Annotated in this window: 17 protein-coding genes and 1 tRNA gene; 15 read left to right on the top strand and 3 right to left on the bottom strand. The window is 72.8% G+C overall.

The annotated features are described in order from the left end of the window. The first annotated feature begins 16 nt into the window (after nt 1–16). Both ACFVVL_RS32425 and ACFVVL_RS32420 read left to right on the top strand, forming a co-directional pair. Nucleotides 17–700: a rhomboid family intramembrane serine protease gene (locus ACFVVL_RS32425; RefSeq protein WP_380291074.1), complete on the top strand. Its 684-nt coding sequence runs from the start codon at nt 17–19 to the stop codon at nt 698–700. 197 nt (nt 701–897) lie between these two features. Beyond that, nucleotides 898–1896: a hypothetical protein gene (locus tag ACFVVL_RS32420; RefSeq protein ID WP_387681590.1), complete on the top strand. Its 999-nt coding sequence runs from the start codon at nt 898–900 to the stop codon at nt 1894–1896. 21 nt (nt 1897–1917) lie between these two features. Here the strand turns inward: ACFVVL_RS32420 and ACFVVL_RS32415 are convergent, their stop codons facing one another. Next, nucleotides 1918–3522 (bottom strand): helicase HerA-like domain-containing protein, encoded by a 1605-nt coding sequence (locus tag ACFVVL_RS32415; RefSeq protein ID WP_387681587.1) that lies wholly within the window; start codon nt 3520–3522, stop codon nt 1918–1920. Nucleotides 3523–3662: 140 nt separating this feature from the next. Here ACFVVL_RS32415 and ACFVVL_RS32410 point away from each other — a divergent pair, with 140 nt between their 5' ends. Together ACFVVL_RS32410 and ACFVVL_RS32405 are read left to right on the top strand one after the other, a co-directional pair. Next, on the top strand, nt 3663–3959 hold the full coding sequence (locus tag ACFVVL_RS32410; RefSeq protein ID WP_030061387.1) for a type II toxin-antitoxin system VapB family antitoxin: 297 nt from the start codon (nt 3663–3665) through the stop codon (nt 3957–3959). A gap of 276 nt (nt 3960–4235) precedes the next feature. After that, nucleotides 4236–4907, top strand: coding sequence for a LytR C-terminal domain-containing protein (locus ACFVVL_RS32405; protein WP_380291068.1), 672 nt, complete (start codon nt 4236–4238; stop codon nt 4905–4907). Between the two features lie 118 nt (nt 4908–5025). Here the strand turns inward: ACFVVL_RS32405 and upp are convergent, their stop codons facing one another. Next, nucleotides 5026–5661 carry a uracil phosphoribosyltransferase gene (gene upp / locus ACFVVL_RS32400; protein ID WP_355360658.1) on the bottom strand — a complete coding sequence of 212 codons (636 nt, stop codon included), beginning with the start codon at nt 5659–5661 and terminating at the stop codon, nt 5026–5028. A 175-nt stretch (nt 5662–5836) separates the two neighbouring features. On the opposite strand from upp, the gene ACFVVL_RS32395 reads away from it, so the two are divergent. The 8 genes from ACFVVL_RS32395 to ACFVVL_RS32360 all read left to right on the top strand — a co-directional run bounded on the left by ACFVVL_RS32395 (nt 5837) and on the right by ACFVVL_RS32360 (nt 10815). Continuing rightward, nucleotides 5837–6073 (top strand): hypothetical protein, encoded by a 237-nt coding sequence (locus ACFVVL_RS32395; protein ID WP_387681583.1) that lies wholly within the window; start codon nt 5837–5839, stop codon nt 6071–6073. A 290-nt stretch (nt 6074–6363) separates the two neighbouring features. Then, nucleotides 6364–6864: a hypothetical protein gene (locus ACFVVL_RS32390; protein WP_387681580.1), complete on the top strand. Its 501-nt coding sequence runs from the start codon at nt 6364–6366 to the stop codon at nt 6862–6864. A 57-nt stretch (nt 6865–6921) separates the two neighbouring features. Continuing rightward, nucleotides 6922–7431 carry a tRNA adenosine(34) deaminase TadA gene (gene tadA, locus ACFVVL_RS32385; RefSeq protein WP_387681577.1) on the top strand — a complete coding sequence of 170 codons (510 nt, stop codon included), beginning with the start codon at nt 6922–6924 and terminating at the stop codon, nt 7429–7431. A gap of 90 nt (nt 7432–7521) precedes the next feature. Further along, a tRNA-Ser gene (locus ACFVVL_RS32380) sits at nt 7522–7611 on the top strand. A 484-nt stretch (nt 7612–8095) separates the two neighbouring features. After that, nucleotides 8096–8236: a hypothetical protein gene (locus ACFVVL_RS32375; RefSeq protein WP_320437731.1), complete on the top strand. Its 141-nt coding sequence runs from the start codon at nt 8096–8098 to the stop codon at nt 8234–8236. Between the two features lie 61 nt (nt 8237–8297). Further along, on the top strand, nt 8298–8591 hold the full coding sequence (locus ACFVVL_RS32370; protein WP_053645680.1) for a Dabb family protein: 294 nt from the start codon (nt 8298–8300) through the stop codon (nt 8589–8591). A 323-nt stretch (nt 8592–8914) separates the two neighbouring features. Beyond that, on the top strand, nt 8915–9784 hold the full coding sequence (locus ACFVVL_RS32365) for an RNA polymerase sigma factor SigF (RefSeq protein WP_380291060.1): 870 nt from the start codon (nt 8915–8917) through the stop codon (nt 9782–9784). Nucleotides 9785–9960: 176 nt separating this feature from the next. Continuing rightward, nucleotides 9961–10815 (top strand): RNA polymerase sigma factor SigF, encoded by an 855-nt coding sequence (locus ACFVVL_RS32360; protein WP_380291058.1) that lies wholly within the window; start codon nt 9961–9963, stop codon nt 10813–10815. A 50-nt stretch (nt 10816–10865) separates the two neighbouring features. On the opposite strand, the gene ACFVVL_RS32355 is transcribed toward ACFVVL_RS32360, so the two are convergent. Then, nucleotides 10866–11702 carry a tyrosine-protein phosphatase gene (locus ACFVVL_RS32355; RefSeq protein ID WP_380291056.1) on the bottom strand — a complete coding sequence of 279 codons (837 nt, stop codon included), beginning with the start codon at nt 11700–11702 and terminating at the stop codon, nt 10866–10868. 411 nt (nt 11703–12113) lie between these two features. On the opposite strand from ACFVVL_RS32355, the gene ACFVVL_RS32350 reads away from it, so the two are divergent. The 3 genes from ACFVVL_RS32350 (at nt 12114) to ACFVVL_RS32340 (ending at nt 17619) form a co-directional block, all read left to right on the top strand. Continuing rightward, nucleotides 12114–14498: a hypothetical protein gene (locus ACFVVL_RS32350; protein ID WP_387681572.1), complete on the top strand. Its 2385-nt coding sequence runs from the start codon at nt 12114–12116 to the stop codon at nt 14496–14498. 101 nt (nt 14499–14599) lie between these two features. Continuing rightward, nucleotides 14600–16108, top strand: a complete 1509-nt coding sequence (gene pelF, locus ACFVVL_RS32345; RefSeq protein ID WP_380297032.1) for a GT4 family glycosyltransferase PelF — start codon at nt 14600–14602, stop codon at nt 16106–16108. Continuing rightward, nucleotides 16105–17619 carry a hypothetical protein gene (locus ACFVVL_RS32340; protein WP_387681569.1) on the top strand — a complete coding sequence of 505 codons (1515 nt, stop codon included), beginning with the start codon at nt 16105–16107 and terminating at the stop codon, nt 17617–17619. Before pelF ends, ACFVVL_RS32340 begins: the two co-directional genes overlap by 4 nt. Nucleotides 17620–17722: the final 103 nt, after the last annotated feature.

Genomic DNA, 17722 nt, shown 5'->3' with positions numbered 1-17722 from the left:
GCCCTACAGTCGGGTTATGTCCCCGCGATTCGCCCGTGTTCTCCGAGACTCCCGTGCCGCGCTGATCACGATGCTCGGCGCACTGGCCGTCATCTGGGGTGTCCAGGTGGCGAACTGGCTCGACGACTACCGGCTCTCCTACGAGTACGGGATGAACTCCGGGCAGCTGGACGAGCTGCCCGACATGCTCACCATGCCGCTGCTGCACTTCGGTTGGGACCACATCGAGGCCAACTCCTGGCCGCTGTTCGCCTTCGGCTTCCTGGCCGCGTACCGGGGGATGAAGCGGTTCCTGCTGGCGACGGCCCTGATCGTGGTGTCCAGCGGGCTGACGGTCTGGTTCTTCGAACGGCCCGACGTCGTCACCGCGGGGGCCAGCGGGGTGGTCTACGGCTACTTCGGCTACGTGGTGCTGCGCGGGATCTTCGACCGCAACCTGGTGGACACGGTGATCGGCGTGATCGTCGCCGCGCTGTACTCCTACCTGCTGCTGGGCGTGCTGCCGAGCGCGCAGGGCGTCAGCTGGCTGGGCCACCTGGGCGGGCTGATCGGCGGCCTGGCCGGCGCCTGGCTGCTGCGCGACCGCGGCGACCGGCGTGACGGGGGCGGCCGGACCGCGCGGAACGCCCCGAAGAGCGCGGCGGACCCGGCGAGCCCGGGCACCGCGCTGCTCAAGGAACTCGACGACCTGGGCATCTGACCACCACGCCGGCCCCGGCCGGTGGAGACCGCCCCGCCCCCGCCGCCGCCCGGCCGGACCTGATCGGACCCGATCGGACCCGATCGCCGATTGGCCGGATTCGATCGATCAGCTGCGCGAAATGATCCTGACCATGCCAACATGCGGACCCTAAGCTCCCCCTCAGTCGTGATCATCCGACGAGGGGGAGCACTCCAATGTCCACACCACGGATCACCCGCCGCGGCCTGCTCGCCGGAGCCGCCGGCACCGCCGGTGCCGCCGCCCTGGCGACCGTCGCCGGCGCCGGCGAGGCGTCCGCCGCCACCGTCCCGGCACCCGCCCCGTACGCCCTCAAGCTGCCGCACCAGATCGAGGCCGAGGCCCTGGTCGACCACCTGCGGCTGCGCCCCTGGGACCACCTCGCCAACCGCTACAAGCGGGCCGGCGTGTTCGACGACGTCCCGACCAGTGTCCGCTGGGGCGCCGCCGGCCACCCGGAGGAGTTCTCCAACCTCTCCCAGTGCTCCTCGTTCCTGACCCTGGCGCTCCAGCGCGCCTACGGGACCGCGCCCACCGTGCCGGCCGGCACCCCGATGCCCTGGGGCGACTACAGCTACGGCTGGGCGACCCGGGAGTACTTCCAGCAGTACTTCATCAAGGACCCGGCCAATCCCAACCCCTACCCGACCGCGGAGAAGTACCAGCAGGCCTTCCTCGACACGGCCTCGCTCCCGCACTTCACCCGCGTCACCAAGCCGGTGAACCTGCGCCCCGGCGACCTGGTGGCCCTCGACTACTACCCGGGCGAGGACAACACCAAGCCGTACACCGGACACATCGTCATGATCCGCGAGCGCAAGGGCACCTGGTCCGAACCGGCGGTGGACGCCAAGATCGGCCGCCCGGTCGTCCCCTACGTCTTCGAGGTCGTCGACTGCACCAGCGACCCGCACGGCAACCCGGCGCTCGGCGGCACCGCCACCGACCTCTACCGGGCGTTCCCGGACACCCGGATCGAGGAGGTCCCGGGCACCGCCGGCTCCTCCACCTGGAAGGAGCACGACGGCGTCGGCTACGGCCACATGGTGTTCTACGCGGACGCCGACACCAAGCTGTTCGCCGGCTACCGCTGGAGCCTGAACACCACGGTGCCGCGCACCGTCGCCGAGCGCCCGATCTCGGCCGGCCGGGTCTGGCTCGGCGACAGCATCTGAGTCAGGGCTGGCGACCACCCCTCATCTGCGCCGCCGGGACGTCCCGAACAGGCTCCGGGAGATCTCCCTCCCGAGCTGCGTCCCGGCGGAGCGGGCGAAGGACTTCAGCGCCGGGTTGGCCAGCAGCGACCCGAGCAGCCCGGCGTCCGCCTTCTCCCGCCGGGCCCCGGGCTCCCGCCGTTCGGCCGGCTCCCGCCGTTCCACCGGCTCGCGCCGCTCCTGCGGCTCCCGCTCCTCCGCGGGCACCGGCACCGGCTCCGCCTCCGGCCGGGCCGCCCGCGCCGCCAGCTTCTCGTACGCCGACTCCCGGTCGACCGCGTCCCGGTACTTCCCCGTCAGCGCCGACCCGTCCACCGCCGCCCGCAGCTCCGCCGGGTCGAGCGGCCCCATCAGCGACTGCGGCGCCCGCAGCCTGGTCGCCGCGACCGGCGTCGGCGCGCCCTTCTCGGACAGCACCGTGACCACCGCCTCGCCCGTCCCCAGCGAGGTCAGCACCTCCCCCAGGTCGTACGCGGGCGACTTCGGGAAGGTCGAGACGGTCGCCTTGAGCGCCTTGGCGTCGTCCGGGGTGAAGGCCCGCAGCGCGTGCTGCACCCGGTTGCCCAGCTGCGCCAGCACGTCCCCCGGCACGTCCTTCGGCGTCTGGGTGACGAAGAAGATCCCCACCCCCTTGGAGCGGATCAGCCGCACGGTCTGGGTGATCGCCTCCAGGAAGGCCTTGGAGGCGCCCTTGAACAGCAGGTGGGCCTCGTCGAAGAAGAAGACCAGCTTCGGCCGGTCGAGGTCCCCGACCTCGGGCAGCTCCTGGTAGAGGTCGGCGAGCAGCCACATCAGGAAGGTCGAGAAGAGCCGCGGCCGGTCCTGCACGGCGGGCAGCTCCAGCACCGAGACCACGCCCCGGCCGTCCTCCGCCCGTCGCAGCAGCTCCGCGGTGTCGAACTCCGGCTCGCCGAAGAACGCCCCGGCGCCCTCGTTCTCCAGCAGGGTGAGCGAGCGCAGGATCACCCCGGCGGTGGCGGCGGAGAGCCCGCCGATGCCCTTCAGCTCCGCCTTCCCCTCGGGGGAGGTGAGGAAGGTGATGACCGCCGTGAGGTCCTTGAGGTCGTACAGCTCCAGGCCCTGCCGGTCGGCGTAGTGGAAGACCAGGCCGAGCGAGGACTCCTGGGTCTCGTTCAGGTCCAGCACCTTGGAGAGCAGCAGCGGCCCGAAGCTGGTCACCGTCGCCCGCAGCGGGATGCCGGTGCCCAGGCCGCCGAGCGCGTAGAACTCGGCGGGGCAGCCGCGGGCCTGCCAGTCCTGGCCGACCTCGGCGGCCCGGGCCGCGGTCCGCCCGCCCGGCTCGCCGGGGGCGGCCACCCCGGAGACGTCGCCCTTGATGTCGGCGAGGAACACCGGCACGCCCTGGGCGGAGAGCTGTTCGGCGATCAGCTGGAGGGTCTTGGTCTTGCCGGTGCCGGTGGCCCCGGCCACCAGCCCGTGCCGGTTGAGCACCCCGAGCGGCACCCGCACCGGGGCGCCGGCGTACGCGGTGCCGTCCAGCAGCACCGCGCCGAGATCGAGCGCGGGGCCGGTGAAGGCGTACCCGTCGGCGATCTCCCGGACGGCGGACGGAACAGCAGCGGACATCGGACGACCCTCCAACCGCGCGGGACCTACACGACATTTCCCATGAAACAGCCGCAATCCCCCGCCCGCAGCCCGTACCCGTGCGCGTGGCGGCGCCGCGGCTGCTGCGCCACCCGCCGCCCAAACGGTAGGCTTTCCGTGTGATCTTCAAGCGCATCGGCAATGGGCGGCCGTACCCGGATCACGGCCGTACCAGCACCCGCCAGTGGGCGGACGTCGCCCCGCGCCCGGTGCGACTCGACCAGCTGGTGACCACCAAGGGACAACTGGATCTGGAAACCCTCCTGGCGGAGGACTCCACCTTCTACGGGGACCTCTTCGCGCACGTCGTGAAGTGGCACGGTGACCTGTACCTGGAGGACGGACTGCACCGGGCGGTCCGCGCCGCGCTCCAGCAGCGCCAGGTGCTGCACGCCCGTGTCCTCGAAATGGAATGAACCCGGGGGCCGCCCGGCCGGCCCCGCACGCGTTCGGACCGCTCCCCGGCTCCTTCCGGGGGGCGGTCCGTTCGTACCCGGGTGCGGTCGCGGTGCCGCCATTCGGGTACCGGCGTACTCCCGATGATGATCGTTTAGTACCTTCACCGCTGTACGGCACTAATCTGCTGACTACGGCCGCGACCGCGTTCGCGTGACACCGCTTCGCGCGGCACCGCGCCCGGCCCACCGTCACCCGATCCCCGCCCCGGCACGAGGGGGAGACAAACCGTGAGCATGTTGACTCCCCAAGGCCTGAAGGGGAAGCAGTACCGGATCACCGGCAACTCCTATCCGCGGCTGGGCCGCCCGCCGAAGAAGAGCCGCAAGGTGATCGCGCTGATCGCCGCGGTGCTCGCGCTGGCGCTGATCGGGCTCGGCGGCGTCCAGCTCTGGGACATCTTCAGCGGCAAGGGCAAGAACGCCGCCGCCGAGGCCTGTGCCACCCCGTCGGGCAAGCCGCTGGCCGCCCCGGCCCCGGAGGCGACGCCGACCGCCCCGGGCTCCGCCACCGCGCCGATCGACCCGAAGGCCGTGCCGCAGCCGGCGGCGGTCACCGTGAACGTCTACAACGCCACCGCCAAGGCCGGCCTCGCCGCCCGCACCGCCGAGGAGCTGAAGAAGCGCGGCTTCACCATCGGCAAGGTCGGCAACGCCCCGGCCGAGCTGGACAAGAAGGTGCCCGGCACCGCCCAGGTGATCGCCGGCCCGGCCGGCGCCGGGGCGTCCACCCTGGTCGGCTCGGTGATCGCGGGCGCGACCAGCACCGCCGACGCCCGCACCGACACCACCGTGGACTTCGTCATCGGCGACAGCTACAACGCGCTGCTCGACGAGACCCAGGCCGCCGCCGCGCTGGCCCTGGCCACCACGCCGGTCCCGGCCCCGAGCAGCACCGGCAGTTGCTGACCCTCCCCCGCACCCGCACGACGAAGCCCCCCGGCAGCGCGCCGGGGGGCTTCTCGTCGTCCGCACGGGCCGGGTCCGGGCGAACCGGGTCCGGGCGAACCGGGTCCGGAAGGACCGCTCAGCCCGCCGTGCCGTACAGCCGGTCGCCCGCGTCGCCGAGGCCCGGGACGATGTAGCCGTTCTCGTTCAGCCGCTCGTCGACGGCCGCGGTGACCACGGTCACCGGCAGGCCGGCCAGCTCGCGCTCCATCACCGCGACGCCCTCGGGCGAGGCCAGCAGCACCACGGCGGTGACGTCGGTGGCGCCGCGCTCGATCAGCATCCGGATCGCCGCGACCAGCGTGCCGCCGGTGGCCAGCATCGGGTCGAGCACGTAGACCTGGCGGCCGGAGAGGTCGTCGGGCATCCGGGTGGCGTAGGTGGAGGCCTCCAGGGTCTCCTCGTTGCGCACCATGCCCAGGAAGCCGACCTCGGCGGTCGGCAGCAGCCGGGTCATGCCGTCCAGCATGCCGAGGCCGGCCCGCAGGATCGGCACCACCAGCGGGCGCGGGTAGGACAGCCGGGTGCCGGTGGTCACGGCCACCGGGGTGGTGATCTCCACCTCGTCGGTGCGGACGTCCCGGGTGGCCTCGTACGCGAGGAGGGTCACCAGCTCGTCGGTCAGGCGACGGAAGGTCGGCGAGTCGGTGCGCTCGTCGCGCAGGGTGGAGAGCTTGTGGGCGACCAGGGGGTGGTCGACGACGTGGATCCGCATGCATCGAGGTTAGCCCGGGTCCGGACGCCCGTACGACACGCCGTGCCAGGCCGGGCCGCGGTCCGACCCGGGCGGGTGCCGGTTCCCGTCGTGACGCGCCGTGACGTGGCGAGAATGTCCGGACGGGTCGTCCTCCTGTGGTATCAACCCGGCCGATCTGGGAAAGTCAGGTCCTATGACGAGCAACCCGAACCCCGGGGACGGCTCGGCGGCCGGGGCCCCGGCCCCGTCGGGCGGGCGCTCCGGTCCGCCCCCGGACCGGCCGGAGACCGAGGCGGAGCGCCGCAGGCGCCGCGCCGTCTTCCTGCGCGAGCTCACCGAGGCCCGCGAACTCCGCGAGCGGGTGCAGCCCCGCCGGACCAAGGAACGCCGGATGCGCGAAGCGATGCGGATGCGAACCTTCCGCATCTGACGGCCCCTCCACGGCTTCTCCACAGACCCTCTGCCGCGCGGCCCCCGTTACACCGTCCGGCGGCCAACCCTTCCGACACGACCTGCAAAGACGCGCTGCAGAACACCCCCCGCAGAGCCGTGCTTTCTGTCACGATTCCGATGGGACGGTCCGAACAGCGGACCGCCTCTGGCGCGGGGGCGGCCAGTTCCGCGCCGCCCGCGAGCGCCGACAGCCTAGACCGAGACTTGGGAGTGTCCCTGGTGGCGTACTTCGCTGCAGTGCTTGCTCGCACCGAGGACGGGTGGGATGTGAGCGAGACGGAGCTCGACGACGTCGAAACCCTCGCCGACCTGGCCGACCTGGCCCGCGAGGCGGCCCAGGACGACGACAGCGTCCTGGTCTTCATCGAACAGGAGGACGCCTGGTTCGCCATCGTCCGGGTGGACGGCGAGGAGGACCCGCGGATCTTCGTGTCGGACGGCGCCGCCGCCGCCCGCAGCTCCTACGGCTCCGTCCTCACCGACGAGCTGGTCGACCAGGCCGGCGAGAGCGAGTTCGGCGACCTCGACAACCTGGTCGCCGAGCTGGAGGACGACGCGGAGGCCGAGGAGCAGGAGGACGACGAGGACGGCGAGGGCCAGGGCGGCGTCCCGGTCGGCCCGCTCGGCGACGCCCACCTGCTGACCGAGTTCGGCCTCGCCGCCGACGAGCTGATCGCCCTCAGCGGCGAGGGCGCGGTGCCCGGCGACGCCCTGGAGGAGATCGCCGAGGCGCTCGGCTGCGGCGAGGTCCTGGAGGCCGTCCGGTAACGCCCCGTGTCCGTCCTCCGGACGGCCGGACCCCCGTCATGCCCGACACTGGATGCCATGCAGTCCGTCCGCCCGATCTCGCCGCTGCCCGCCCCCGTCCGCCCCGACCCGGTCCGCGACCGCTGGGCGGCGCCGATGCGCCTCGCCATCGCCGAGGCCGCCCTGGCGCCGGCCACCGGTGACGTCCCGGTCGGGGCGCTCGTCCTCGGCCCGGACGGCGAGGTCCTCGGCCGCGGCCACAACGAGCGCGAGGCCGTCGGCGACCCGACCGCGCACGCCGAGGTGGTCGCCGTCCGCGCGGCGGCGGAGAAGCTCGGCGAGTGGCGGCTGAGCGGGTGCACGCTGGTCGTCACGCTGGAGCCCTGCACCATGTGCGCGGGCGCGATCGTGCTCTCCCGGATCGACCGGGTGGTCTACGGCGCCCTCGACGAGAAGGCCGGCGCGGCCGGCTCGCTCTTCGACGTGATGCGCGACCGCCGGCTCAACCACCGGCCCGAGGTGATCGGGGGCGTCCTCGCCGACGAGTGCGGGGAACAGCTCCGCGCCTTCTTCGACACCCACCGCTGAACCCCCGGCAGGACCCCCGAGGGACCCCGGCAGGACCCCGGCGGGACAAGGATTTCGTTCCCGCGCCACCCGTCCGGTAGAGTTCCCCTCGGTAGCGTGTCCGAGCGGCCAAAGGAGCACGCCTCGAAAGCGTGTGTGGGGGCAACTCCACCGTGGGTTCGAATCCCACCGCTACCGCCAGCAAGGCCGAAGGGCCCGTCCGGTGAACCGGACGGGCCCTTCGGCGTTCCCGCGCACCCTCGGGCGCGGAAAGGGCTCCGTACCCGTCGGCCGATGACCACCAACGCCTGTCGAGTACGGAGCCTGGAAGAGGGGGAGCGGTTCGGGGGGACTGACCGCTCCCCCGGCGGAGTCCCACAACCGGGGCCGCGTCGGGGGGAAGCCGCGGCGCCCGGTCCCACAGCGGGGAGCTCCGGATCCACGTACCGGGGATTCCTGCCAGATCCTCGGTACATCAACCATCCTGCCGCGCTCCGCCGGACCGGGCACCCGGAGAAAGGCCCCACTCGCGGGGACCTTCGTCCCGGCAGGTGAACGCGTCGCACACTTGATAGGCCGTCCGGGTGGATAAGCTGCCCGTTGCACCGGGCCGCTCGGGGACCGGGCGACGACGGCCCACGGCAGGGAGGAAGGCCACCGGATGGCGCAGGCGAAGAAGATCGGAATGGTCCTGCTGCTCATCTTCGTGCTCTACACGATCATCACCTCGCCCGCCCGTGCGGCCGAGCTGGTCCAGTTGGGGTTCGAAGGCATCTCGAACGCCGCCAAGGCGGTCGGCACCTTCATGACCGGCCTGGTGAAGTAGCCCGGACCCCACCGGCTACGGTGGGCCCGACCACCCGACCCCGTCCGCGAGGAGCGGCACCGTGATCCGCCACCTGGTCCTGTTCAAGCTCAACGAAGGCGTCAGCAAGGACGACGAGCGCGCGCTCGCCGGCGCCAAGGCCTTCGCCGAGCTCGGCCCGGTCGTCCCCGAGCTGCGCGAGTGGGAGTGCGGCTGGAACACCACCGACCGCGACATCGCCCACGACTACGCCATCAACAGCCTGGTCGAGGACCGCGAGGCCCTCCAGGCGTACCTCACCCACCCGGCCCACCAGGCCGCGGCCGCGCAGTGGCGCGAGTTCGCCACCTGGGTGATCGCCGACATCGAGGTCTGAGCCCGGCGGGCCGCCCCCCGACGCGCCCGGCCCGGCCGACGCGTCCCCCGGACGGCCCGCGGCGCCCCGCCCGGCATCCGGGCGGGGCGCCCCGCTCCGTCCCGGGACGAACCCGCCCCCCGCACCGCCTCCCGCACCGCCCCCGCACCGCCGCCGTGACCGGCGGGGCCGGACGGCGCACCAACACACCTCCACGCGGTACTTGCCCGACGCGTGCCCGCCTTGTGATGCTATGACCGGTTTTGCCGGACATGGCGAGGTGCTGAACCAGACGCGACACCCGGTCCGCAGGTCCCACCGTTGTCGACTTTGGGAGGGGTGACGTGTCCGTGCGGACACCAGGGAGCGCACCGGACGACGAGGTGCTGGCCGCCGTGATCAGCCCGGCCGGCGAGCTCCGCCCGGACGGCCTGCGCGGTCCCGGCGGCCGCCCCGCCGTCGACGTCCGCACCCTCACCCGGGTGCTCTTCGAGCGGCTCGCCGAGCTGCCCCCGGACACCCCCGAGCGCGAGCGGGTCCGGGCCGCGCTGATCGAGATCAACATCCCCCTCGTCCGCTACGCCGCCACCCGCTTCCGCAGCCGCAGCGAGCCGATGGAGGACGTCGTCCAGGTCGGCACCATCGGCCTGATCAACGCCATCGACCGGTTCGACCCCGAGCGGGGGGTGCAGTTCCCCACCTACGCGCTGCCGACCATCCTCGGCGAGATCAAGCGCTACTTCCGCGACAACGTCCGCACCATGCACGTCCCGCGCCGGCTCCAGGAGCTCTGGGTGCAGGTCAGCGGCGCCATGGAGGAGCTGACCGTGGCGCACGGCCGGGCCCCCAAGGTGCCGGAGATCGCCGCCAGCCTGCGCATCCCCGAGGAGGACGTCCGGGCCTGCCTGGACGCCGGGCGGGCGTACAACGCGGCCTCGCTGGAGGCCGCCCAGGAGCACGAGGGCGGGCTGGCGCTGCTCGACCGGCTCGGCTACGAGGACTCCGCGCTGGCCGAGGTCGAGCACCGGGACATGGTCCGCCACCTGTTGGTGCAGCTGCCCGAGCGGGAGCGCCGGATCGTCATGCTGCGGTTCTTCGCCAATCTGACGCAGTCGCAGATCAGCACCGAGCTGGGGATGTCCCAGATGCACGTCTCGCGGCTGCTGTCGCGGATCCTCACCCGGCTGCGGACCGGGAACTCCTGGGAGGACTGACCGCGCTGCGTCGTGACGGCGCGATAGCGGCACGTCACCGCCGCGTGACATCTTGCGACGCTCGGGTTTGCCGGGGACCGTGAGCCGGTATGCAGGGTTGGAGGGGGTCCGACGCGGGCGCGGGAACGTTCCGGGGACGGCGCCCGTTGGACCGTCAGTCACGAGGGGGTGGGTGCATGTCCTCAGATGTGGGCACTGCGGAGATCCACGCTGCACCGGCCGGCGCCGCGGGGATCCCGCTCCAGCGCGCCGCGGCCGCGCCGGACGCGGGGCTCGACACCCGCACGCTCTCCCGCTCCCTCTTCGGACGGCTGGGCGCCCTGGAACCGGGCAGCGCCGAGCACACCTACGTGCGCGACACCCTGATCGAGCTCAACCTGCCGCTGGTGCGCTACGCCTCGGCGCGCTTCCGCAGCCGCAACGAGCCGATGGAGGACATCGTCCAGGTCGGCACGATCGGCCTGATCAAGGCGATCGACCGGTTCGACCCGGAGCGCGGGGTCGAGTTCCCGACCTTCGCGATGCCGACGGTGGTCGGCGAGATCAAGCGCTTCTTCCGGGACACCAGCTGGTCGGTGCGGGTGCCCCGGCGGCTCCAGGAGCTGCGGCTGGCGCTCACCAAGGCGGGCGACGAGCTCTCCCAGCGCCTCGACCGCTCCCCCACCGTGGCCGAGCTGGCCGCCTGCCTCGGCGTCAGCGAGGAGGACGTGGTGGAGGGCCTGGCGGTCGGCAACGCGTACACCGCCAGCTCGCTGGACTCCAGCCCGAGCGAGGAGGACGGCGAGGGCCCGCTGGCCGAGCGGCTCGGCTACGAGGACCTCGCGCTGGAGGGCGTGGAGTACCGGGAGTCGCTGAAGCCGCTGCTGGCCAAGCTGCCGCCGCGCGAGCGCCGGATCATCATGCTGCGGTTCTTCGGCAACCTGACCCAGTCCCAGATCGGCGAGGAGATCGGCATCTCGCAGATGCACGTCTCGCGGCTGCTGACCCGGACGCTCACCCAGCTGCGCGAGGGCCTGACCGCCGAGGCGTGACCGCCGGGGCACGGGCACCGCGGCGGGGCCCGGCGGGCCCCGCCGCCGCCTCAGGGTGCCAGCAGGTTGGTCCGCAGTCCCGCCAGCACGGCCTCGTCCAGCCCGAGGCCGTCGGCCCAGAACGCCCCGAAGTCCGGCCAGCCGGCCTCGACCTCCTCGAAGGCCGCGTCCAGGTAGTGGCGTTCGGCCCGGAAGACCGGCAGCAGCAGCTCGGGCTCGTGCATCAGACCGCGGGTCCGGAAGCCCTCCAGGACCGCCTCCACGACGACGGCGGAACGCTCGTTGGTGAGCAGGTAGTCCGTCACCACCGTCTCCCGGTCCACCCCGAGCGCGGTCAGCAGCACGGCCGCCGTCCAGCCGGTGCGGTCCTTCCCGGCCGAGCAGTGGAACAGCAGCGGCGCGCCGGCCGGATCCGCCAGTAGACGAAGCACGTCGGCGAACCGTTCGCGCGCGATCCGGTCGGTGACGAACCACCGGTAGAGGCCGGTCATCATGGCGTCGGCGCGGCCGCCGCCGAGCAGGGCGCGCTGCTTGCGCGGATCGCGGTCGGCCAGCGCCTCGCGCAGCGTGGCGTAGATGTCGAAGTCCGCCGCGAAGACCGGCAGCTGATGCACCGACATGCCGTCGGCGATCCGGTCCGCACCCGCCTCGCGGACCTCGTCCGGACTGCGCAGGTCGACGATCCGCCGCAGCCCCAGCCCGGCCAGCCGGCCGAGGTCCTCGTCGGTCAGCCGGCTGAGGCCGTCGCTGCGCAGGGCGACGCCGGCCCGGAGCACCAGGCCCTCGGCGGTCCGGTAGCCGCCCAGGTCCCGGGCGTTCACGGCGCCGAGCAGGCCCAGGCTGCGGGCCGCCTGAATTGCGGCGGTTTCGATCTGCTGCTCGGTCACTCGGCGGCCTCCATTGGATATTCGGACGGTGACGTTGCACAACCCTGAGCGATATTGCATGAACCTGCCCACCGAAACGGCCGGATGTGCAAGAGTGTCCCGGGCTTCGGCGTCAGTGTAGGGTCCTGCCGCCCCCCGGATCACACGATGGGTGAGCAGCGGTAACGCTGGGTTCCCGGTTTTCATTTTTAATTCATTATTTGCGCAGCCGCTGCGGTTTCGGCCACAATCAGCGCCCTCATGGCCCGACCATGAACGTTGGTAACAGATTCGCTGCACTCCTGCCCATTCGGTCCCTCCTGCCAAGGAACTTCCACCAGGATGGGCGCCGGGCAGCCTGGTGCCCGTGAACAGCTACAGGGCAGGTGGACACCGGCAGCGGATCGCCCTGCCCAGGGGAGGAAAGTCAACATGGGTCGAGCGACCCGGAGAGTCGCCGCCTGCGCGGCCGCCGTTCTGCTGGCCGGAGGTCTGCAGACGTCCTTCGCGCACGCCACCACCACGCCCCGGATCGACCTCACGGTCCTGGTGATCAGCGACGGCGGGCCGGCCACGGCCGCGATCGCCGCCGAGCTCAAGAGCCAGGGCACGCCGTACAAGCTGGTCGACCTCAACGACGCCAACCGCCCGGTGATCGACGCGGCCTTCCTCAGCGACACGCTGAACGGCCAGCCGCGCGGCAAGTACCAGGGCATCGTGCTGCCGAACGACAACCCGTTCGCGGCCGGTTCCGCCGAGATGACCGCGATCGCCGCGTACGAGGCCGCGTTCGGCGTCCGCCAGGTCGACGCGTACACCTACGCCCGTCCCGACGTCGGCCTGAACTGGGCGGTCAACCCCGGGTACATGGGTACCCTGGACGGCTTCCAGGGGCAGATCACCACGGCCGGCCTGAGCGGACCGTTCGGCTACCTCAAGGGCAGCGTCCCGTTCGAGGACAACGACCCGGCCGTCTCGGAGAGCTACGGCTACCTCGCCACCCCGCTGGCCACCCTGCCCGCCGGTTCCAGCTTCACCCCGCTGGTCGAGGTGCCCATCCCGGGCAGCACCGCCAAGGGCTCGCTGGTCGGCGAGTACGAGCACGCCGGCCGCAAGGAACTGGTCGTCACCTTCGTCTACAACCAGTACCAGCAGCAGTACCGCCTGCTGGCCCGCGGCATAGTCGACTGGATCACCCAGGGCGTCCACCTGGGCTACGACCGCAACTACTTCGCGGCCCACGTCGACGACGTCTTCCTCGCCGACGACCGCTGGGACACGGTGCTCAAGTGCACCCCCGGCGACGTCACCTGCCCGCCCGGGACCCCGGAGACCGCCAACCCGATCCGGATGACGGTCGCCGACGCGCAGTACGCCAAGCAGTGGCAGCTCGACCACGGCTTCACCATGGACATGGTGTTCAACGGCGGCGGCAGCGAGGACTGGAAGGCCGACCACGAGACCACCACCGACCCGGTGGTCGACCGGATGATCGCCGACCAGACCAGCTACCGGTGGATCAACCACACCTACACCCACCCGTACCTGGGCTGCCTCCAGGACGTCTCGGTGGTGCCGTGGAAGTGCACCAAGACCACCTCGGGCAGCACCGTCTGGGTCGACCAGGCCACCATCACCTCCCAGATCAAGAACAACCTGGACTGGGCCGCCGCCCGGGGCCTGCAGCTGGACCGGACCGAACTGGTCACCGGCGAGCACTCCGGCCTGCTGACCGCGCCCCAGGAGACCAGCGACAACCCGTACCTGGCGCCCTCGCTGGCCGCCAACGGCGTCAAGTGGACCGCCAGCGACGCCTCCCGCGAGCCCGCCCAGCGGGCCGTCGGCAACGCGCTGACCGTGCCGCGGTACCCGATGAACGTCTTCTACAACGCCGCCACGGCGCAGGAGGAGACCGACGAGTACAACTGGATCTACACCAGCGCGGCCAACGGCGGCAGCGGCGCCTGCGAGTCGGCCAACTCCACCTGCCTGCCGGCCCCGCTGGACGTCAACACCGGCTACCAGTCGTACATCGTGCCGCTGGAGGCCCGGATCGACCTCGGCCACGTGCTGAGCAACGACCCGCGGCCGCACTTCATCCACCAGTCGAACCTGTCCGAGGACCGGATCGTCTACCCGGTGCTGGAGAAGATCCTCTCCACCTACCGGTCGCTGCACGCCGACAACGCCCCGGTCGTGAACCTCCCGCAGAAGGAGATCGGTCAGGAGTTCCAGCGGCGGGCAGCCTGGAACGCGGCCCTCGCCTCCGGCCAGGTCACCGCCTACCGCGTCGGCGACACCGTCCGGGTGAACGCCCCGGCCGGCGTCCAGGTCCAGGCCACCATGCCGACCGGCACCGTCCAGCAGCTCGCCATCGGCACCGCCGCCTTCGGCACCGCCTACGCGGGCTCGCTCTCCGGCTGGGTCAAGCCCGGCCAGCTGCAGAGCGGCGTCCAGCTGACGCTGCCCGCGACGGGCACCCCGGCCGCGCCGGCCGGCACCAGCCCGAGCCTCGCGGCCAAGTCCGTCCCGGCCCCGGCGCCGGCCGACACCAAGGTCGTCCCGCAGGGCACCGCGGACGCCGTCCCGGCCGGCCCGGGCGACACCGACCGCACCGAAGCGCCGACCCTGGTCCCCGGCAGCGGGGCCCCGGTGGCGGGCAAGGATGTCGCTGCTGGTACCACTGCTGGTACGACGAGCGGCACCGGCGGGAAGGCGGCCGGTCACGGCGGCGTCCCGCAGCAGCACGGCAAGGCCTCCGGGGGGAAGGCCGAGCCCGCCAAGAAGACCGCCGGCCCGTCCGCCGGCCACCGCTAGACAGGTGAACCCGGTGGCGGCCGCGGTACCGCGGCCGCCACCGGCACCACCCGGCCTGCCCGGCCGGGAGCTTGAGGCAAGAACAGGAGGGGGGACCAGAGATGCGCGTCACCCTGCTCACCGAGGGGACGTACCCGCACCAGCACGGCGGGGTCAGTGTCTGGTGCGACCAGCTCGTGCAAGGCATGCCCGACGTCGACTTCGACATCATCGCCGTCACGGGCACCGGCCACGAACCACTGGCGTGGGAGCTGCCGGCCAACGTGCGGTCGGTGACCACCGCCCCGCTCTGGGGCCCGGCCTCGGAGGCGAAGGCACCGCGCGGCAAGGAGATGCGCCGCTTCCTCAACGCCTACGAACGGTTCCTGCACTCCCTCCTGGACCCGGTCTACACCACGCACTTCGGCACCGAGCTCTACGGCTTCGCCGACCTCGCCCGGCGCGGGCTGCTCAGCCCGGCGCTGCGCAGCGAGCGCGCCCTGCGCACCCTCCAGCACGTCTGGACCAGGGACTACCTCTCCACGGCCGTCTCCCGGCCGACCATGCACGACGCGCTGAACGCCACCGACCTGCTGGAGCACGCGCTGCGCCCGCTCGCGGTCGAGCCGCCGCGCGACGGCGTGGCGCACGCCGCGAGCGGCGGGCTGGCCACGCTCCCGGGGCTGATATCCGCCCAGCAGTTCGGCGTACCGTTTCTCCTCACCGAGCACGGCATCTACCTGCGCGAGCGCTACCTCGGCTACCGCACCGGCCCCTACCGCTGGCCGGTCAAGGCGCTGCTGCTCGGCTTCTACCGGATGCTCGCCGAGGAGAGCTACCGGCGGGCCGCGCTGGTCACCCCCGGCAACCGGTACAACCGGCGATGGGAGGAGCGCGGCGGCACCCCCTCCACGCACATCCGCACTGTCTACAACGGCGTCGACCCGGCGGCGTTCCCGCCCGCCGGGCCGGAGCCGGAGACCCCGACGCTCAGCTGGGCCGGCCGGGTCGACCCGATCAAGGACCTGGAGACGCTGATCCGCGCGTTCGCGATCGTGCGGCGCGAGATACCCGATGCCCGGCTGCGGCTGTTCGGCGGCACCCCCAAGGGCGGCGAGGCCTACCGGGAGAGGTGCGAGGCGCTGGCCGCCGAGCTCGGCACGGCCGACGCGGTGGTCTTCGAGGGCCGGGTCGCGGACATCACCGACGCCTACGCGGCCGGGAACGTGGTGATGCTCTCCTCGATCAGCGAGGGCTTCCCGTTCACCCTGATCGAGGCGATGTCCTGCGGGCGCGCCACCGTCTCGACCGACGTCGGCGGCGTGCGCGAGGCGGTCGGCGACACCGGCCTGGTGGTCCCGCCGCGCGAGCCCGAGCCGATGGCCGCGGCGGCGGTCGAGCTGCTGCGCGACCCGGAGCGCCGGGCCCGGCTGGGCGAGCAGGCCCGGCTGCGGGTGATCGAGCAGTTCACGCTCCGCCAGAACATCGACGGCTTCCGCGGCATCTACACCGAGCTGCTGGGCACCTCCCGCTGGCTGCCCGAGGGCGTGGTCGCCGTCACCGACGGACCGCCGGACCGCGCCTGGGAGCAACCGGCCGCCGAGCAGGAGCGCAGCGAGGTGACGGCATGAGTGGCCCCCTGCGCCTCGTTCCGAACGAGGCCGACGAGACCGTCCAGCTGCGGGTCCTGCCGCTGAAGCGGCGCCGCCCGGCCCTGCCCGCGCAGCGGTCCGGACCGGAGACGGACCAGCTCGACCTCTCCCCCGACCCGCTGGACGAGCTCGCCGAGCGGCTGCGGGACATCTGCGCCGACGCCGTCCACCCCTACGAGATCGCGGCCTTCCTGGAGTCCGACGGCCTCTCCGACGAACAGGCGGGCCTGCTGTACGGCCGGCCCGACGCGTTCACCGTCGCCGAGGAGCTGTTCGAACGCGTCGAGCGCCGCTACCCCGGGCCGAGCGCCGAGTTCGCCAACCCCTGGCGGGCCGACCCCTGGCGGTGCGTCGTGCGCGGCCTGGTCTTCGCCCTGCCCGGCCTCGGCTACCTGCTGGGCGCCAACCTGTTCGCCGCCGACCGGATGCGCTTCGGCCTGCCCTCGGGCATGCTCGCGCTGTCCGTCGCGACCCTGGTCAGCTGGTCGTGGAACCAGGCCCTGGCCCACCGCGCGTACGCCTGGCTCGGCCGCGGCCGGCGCCGGTCGGCCGCGACCTGCCTGGCGACCGGCGCACCGCTCGGCGCGCTGACCGCGGCCACCGCCGGGTACGTGGTCGGCGGGCCGCTGGGCGCGCTCTGCTTCGCCGCCGGGCAGTCCGCCTACCTGGCGGCGGCCACCGTGCTGCTGGTGCTCGGCCGGGAGAAGTTCCTGCTGCTGGCGCTGGCACCGTCCTCGGTCGGCGCGGGCGTGGTGCTCGCCGTCGACGTGCCGCAGGCGGTCCGCACCGCGGTGCTGCTGGCCTCGCTCGGTCTGGCCGTCGGGCTCGCCGCCCGGGAACTGCTGCGCTGCCGCAGCGCCGAGGCGGAGCCCGTCCCGCTGCGGCTGCCGCTGTACAAGGAGATCCCGCACCTGCTGTTCGGGCTCGCGGTCGGCACCCTGACCCTGATCGCCGGACTGGGCGTCACCGTCCACCACGCGGTGCGCACCGGCAGCGCCGAGGGCGCCTCGGCCAGCCCGACCGGGCCGGCCATGATCGCCCTGACGCTGAGCCTCGGCCTCGCCGAGTGGCTGCTCTTCCGCTACCGGGCGATGGCGGTGGCCGCGCTGCGCACCAGCCACACCCCGGTCGAGTTCGCCCGCCGCACCGGCGGCGTGCTGCTCGGCTGCCTGTTCATCTACCTCACCACCGTGGCCGCCCTCGACGCCGCCGCCACCGTGCTCTGGCCCGGCGCCCCCGCGCTGGGCGTCCCGGAGCTCGGCGCGCTGCTGCTGCTCGGCGGCTCGCTCTGGCTGGCGCTGCTGCTGAACGCCTTCGGGCTCAGCTGGAGCACCGCCCTCATCTGTCTGGCAGCCGCGGGCGCCGAGTGCGCCGGACTGCTGACCGGTGCGGACCCGACCCTCCTGCAGCTGGCCGGCTGCGGGGCCGCGGCCGCCGTCCTCACCGCCACCGCCGGGCCCGTCCTCGGCCGCACCACCAAGCACCGCTGACACCCGCGCCGCCGAGACAGCTGAACAGCTGAACAGCTGAACAGCGCGGCACGGAACCAGCACCGACGGAACCGCACCACCCGTACCGGCCCGGCCGGCACCA

The organism is Kitasatospora sp. NPDC058115, assembly GCF_042884635.1.
Classification (GTDB): domain Bacteria; phylum Actinomycetota; class Actinomycetes; order Streptomycetales; family Streptomycetaceae; genus Kitasatospora.
The sequence above is the reverse complement of the archived record's forward strand: the minus strand, read 5'-3'. Positions and strand labels throughout refer to the sequence as shown.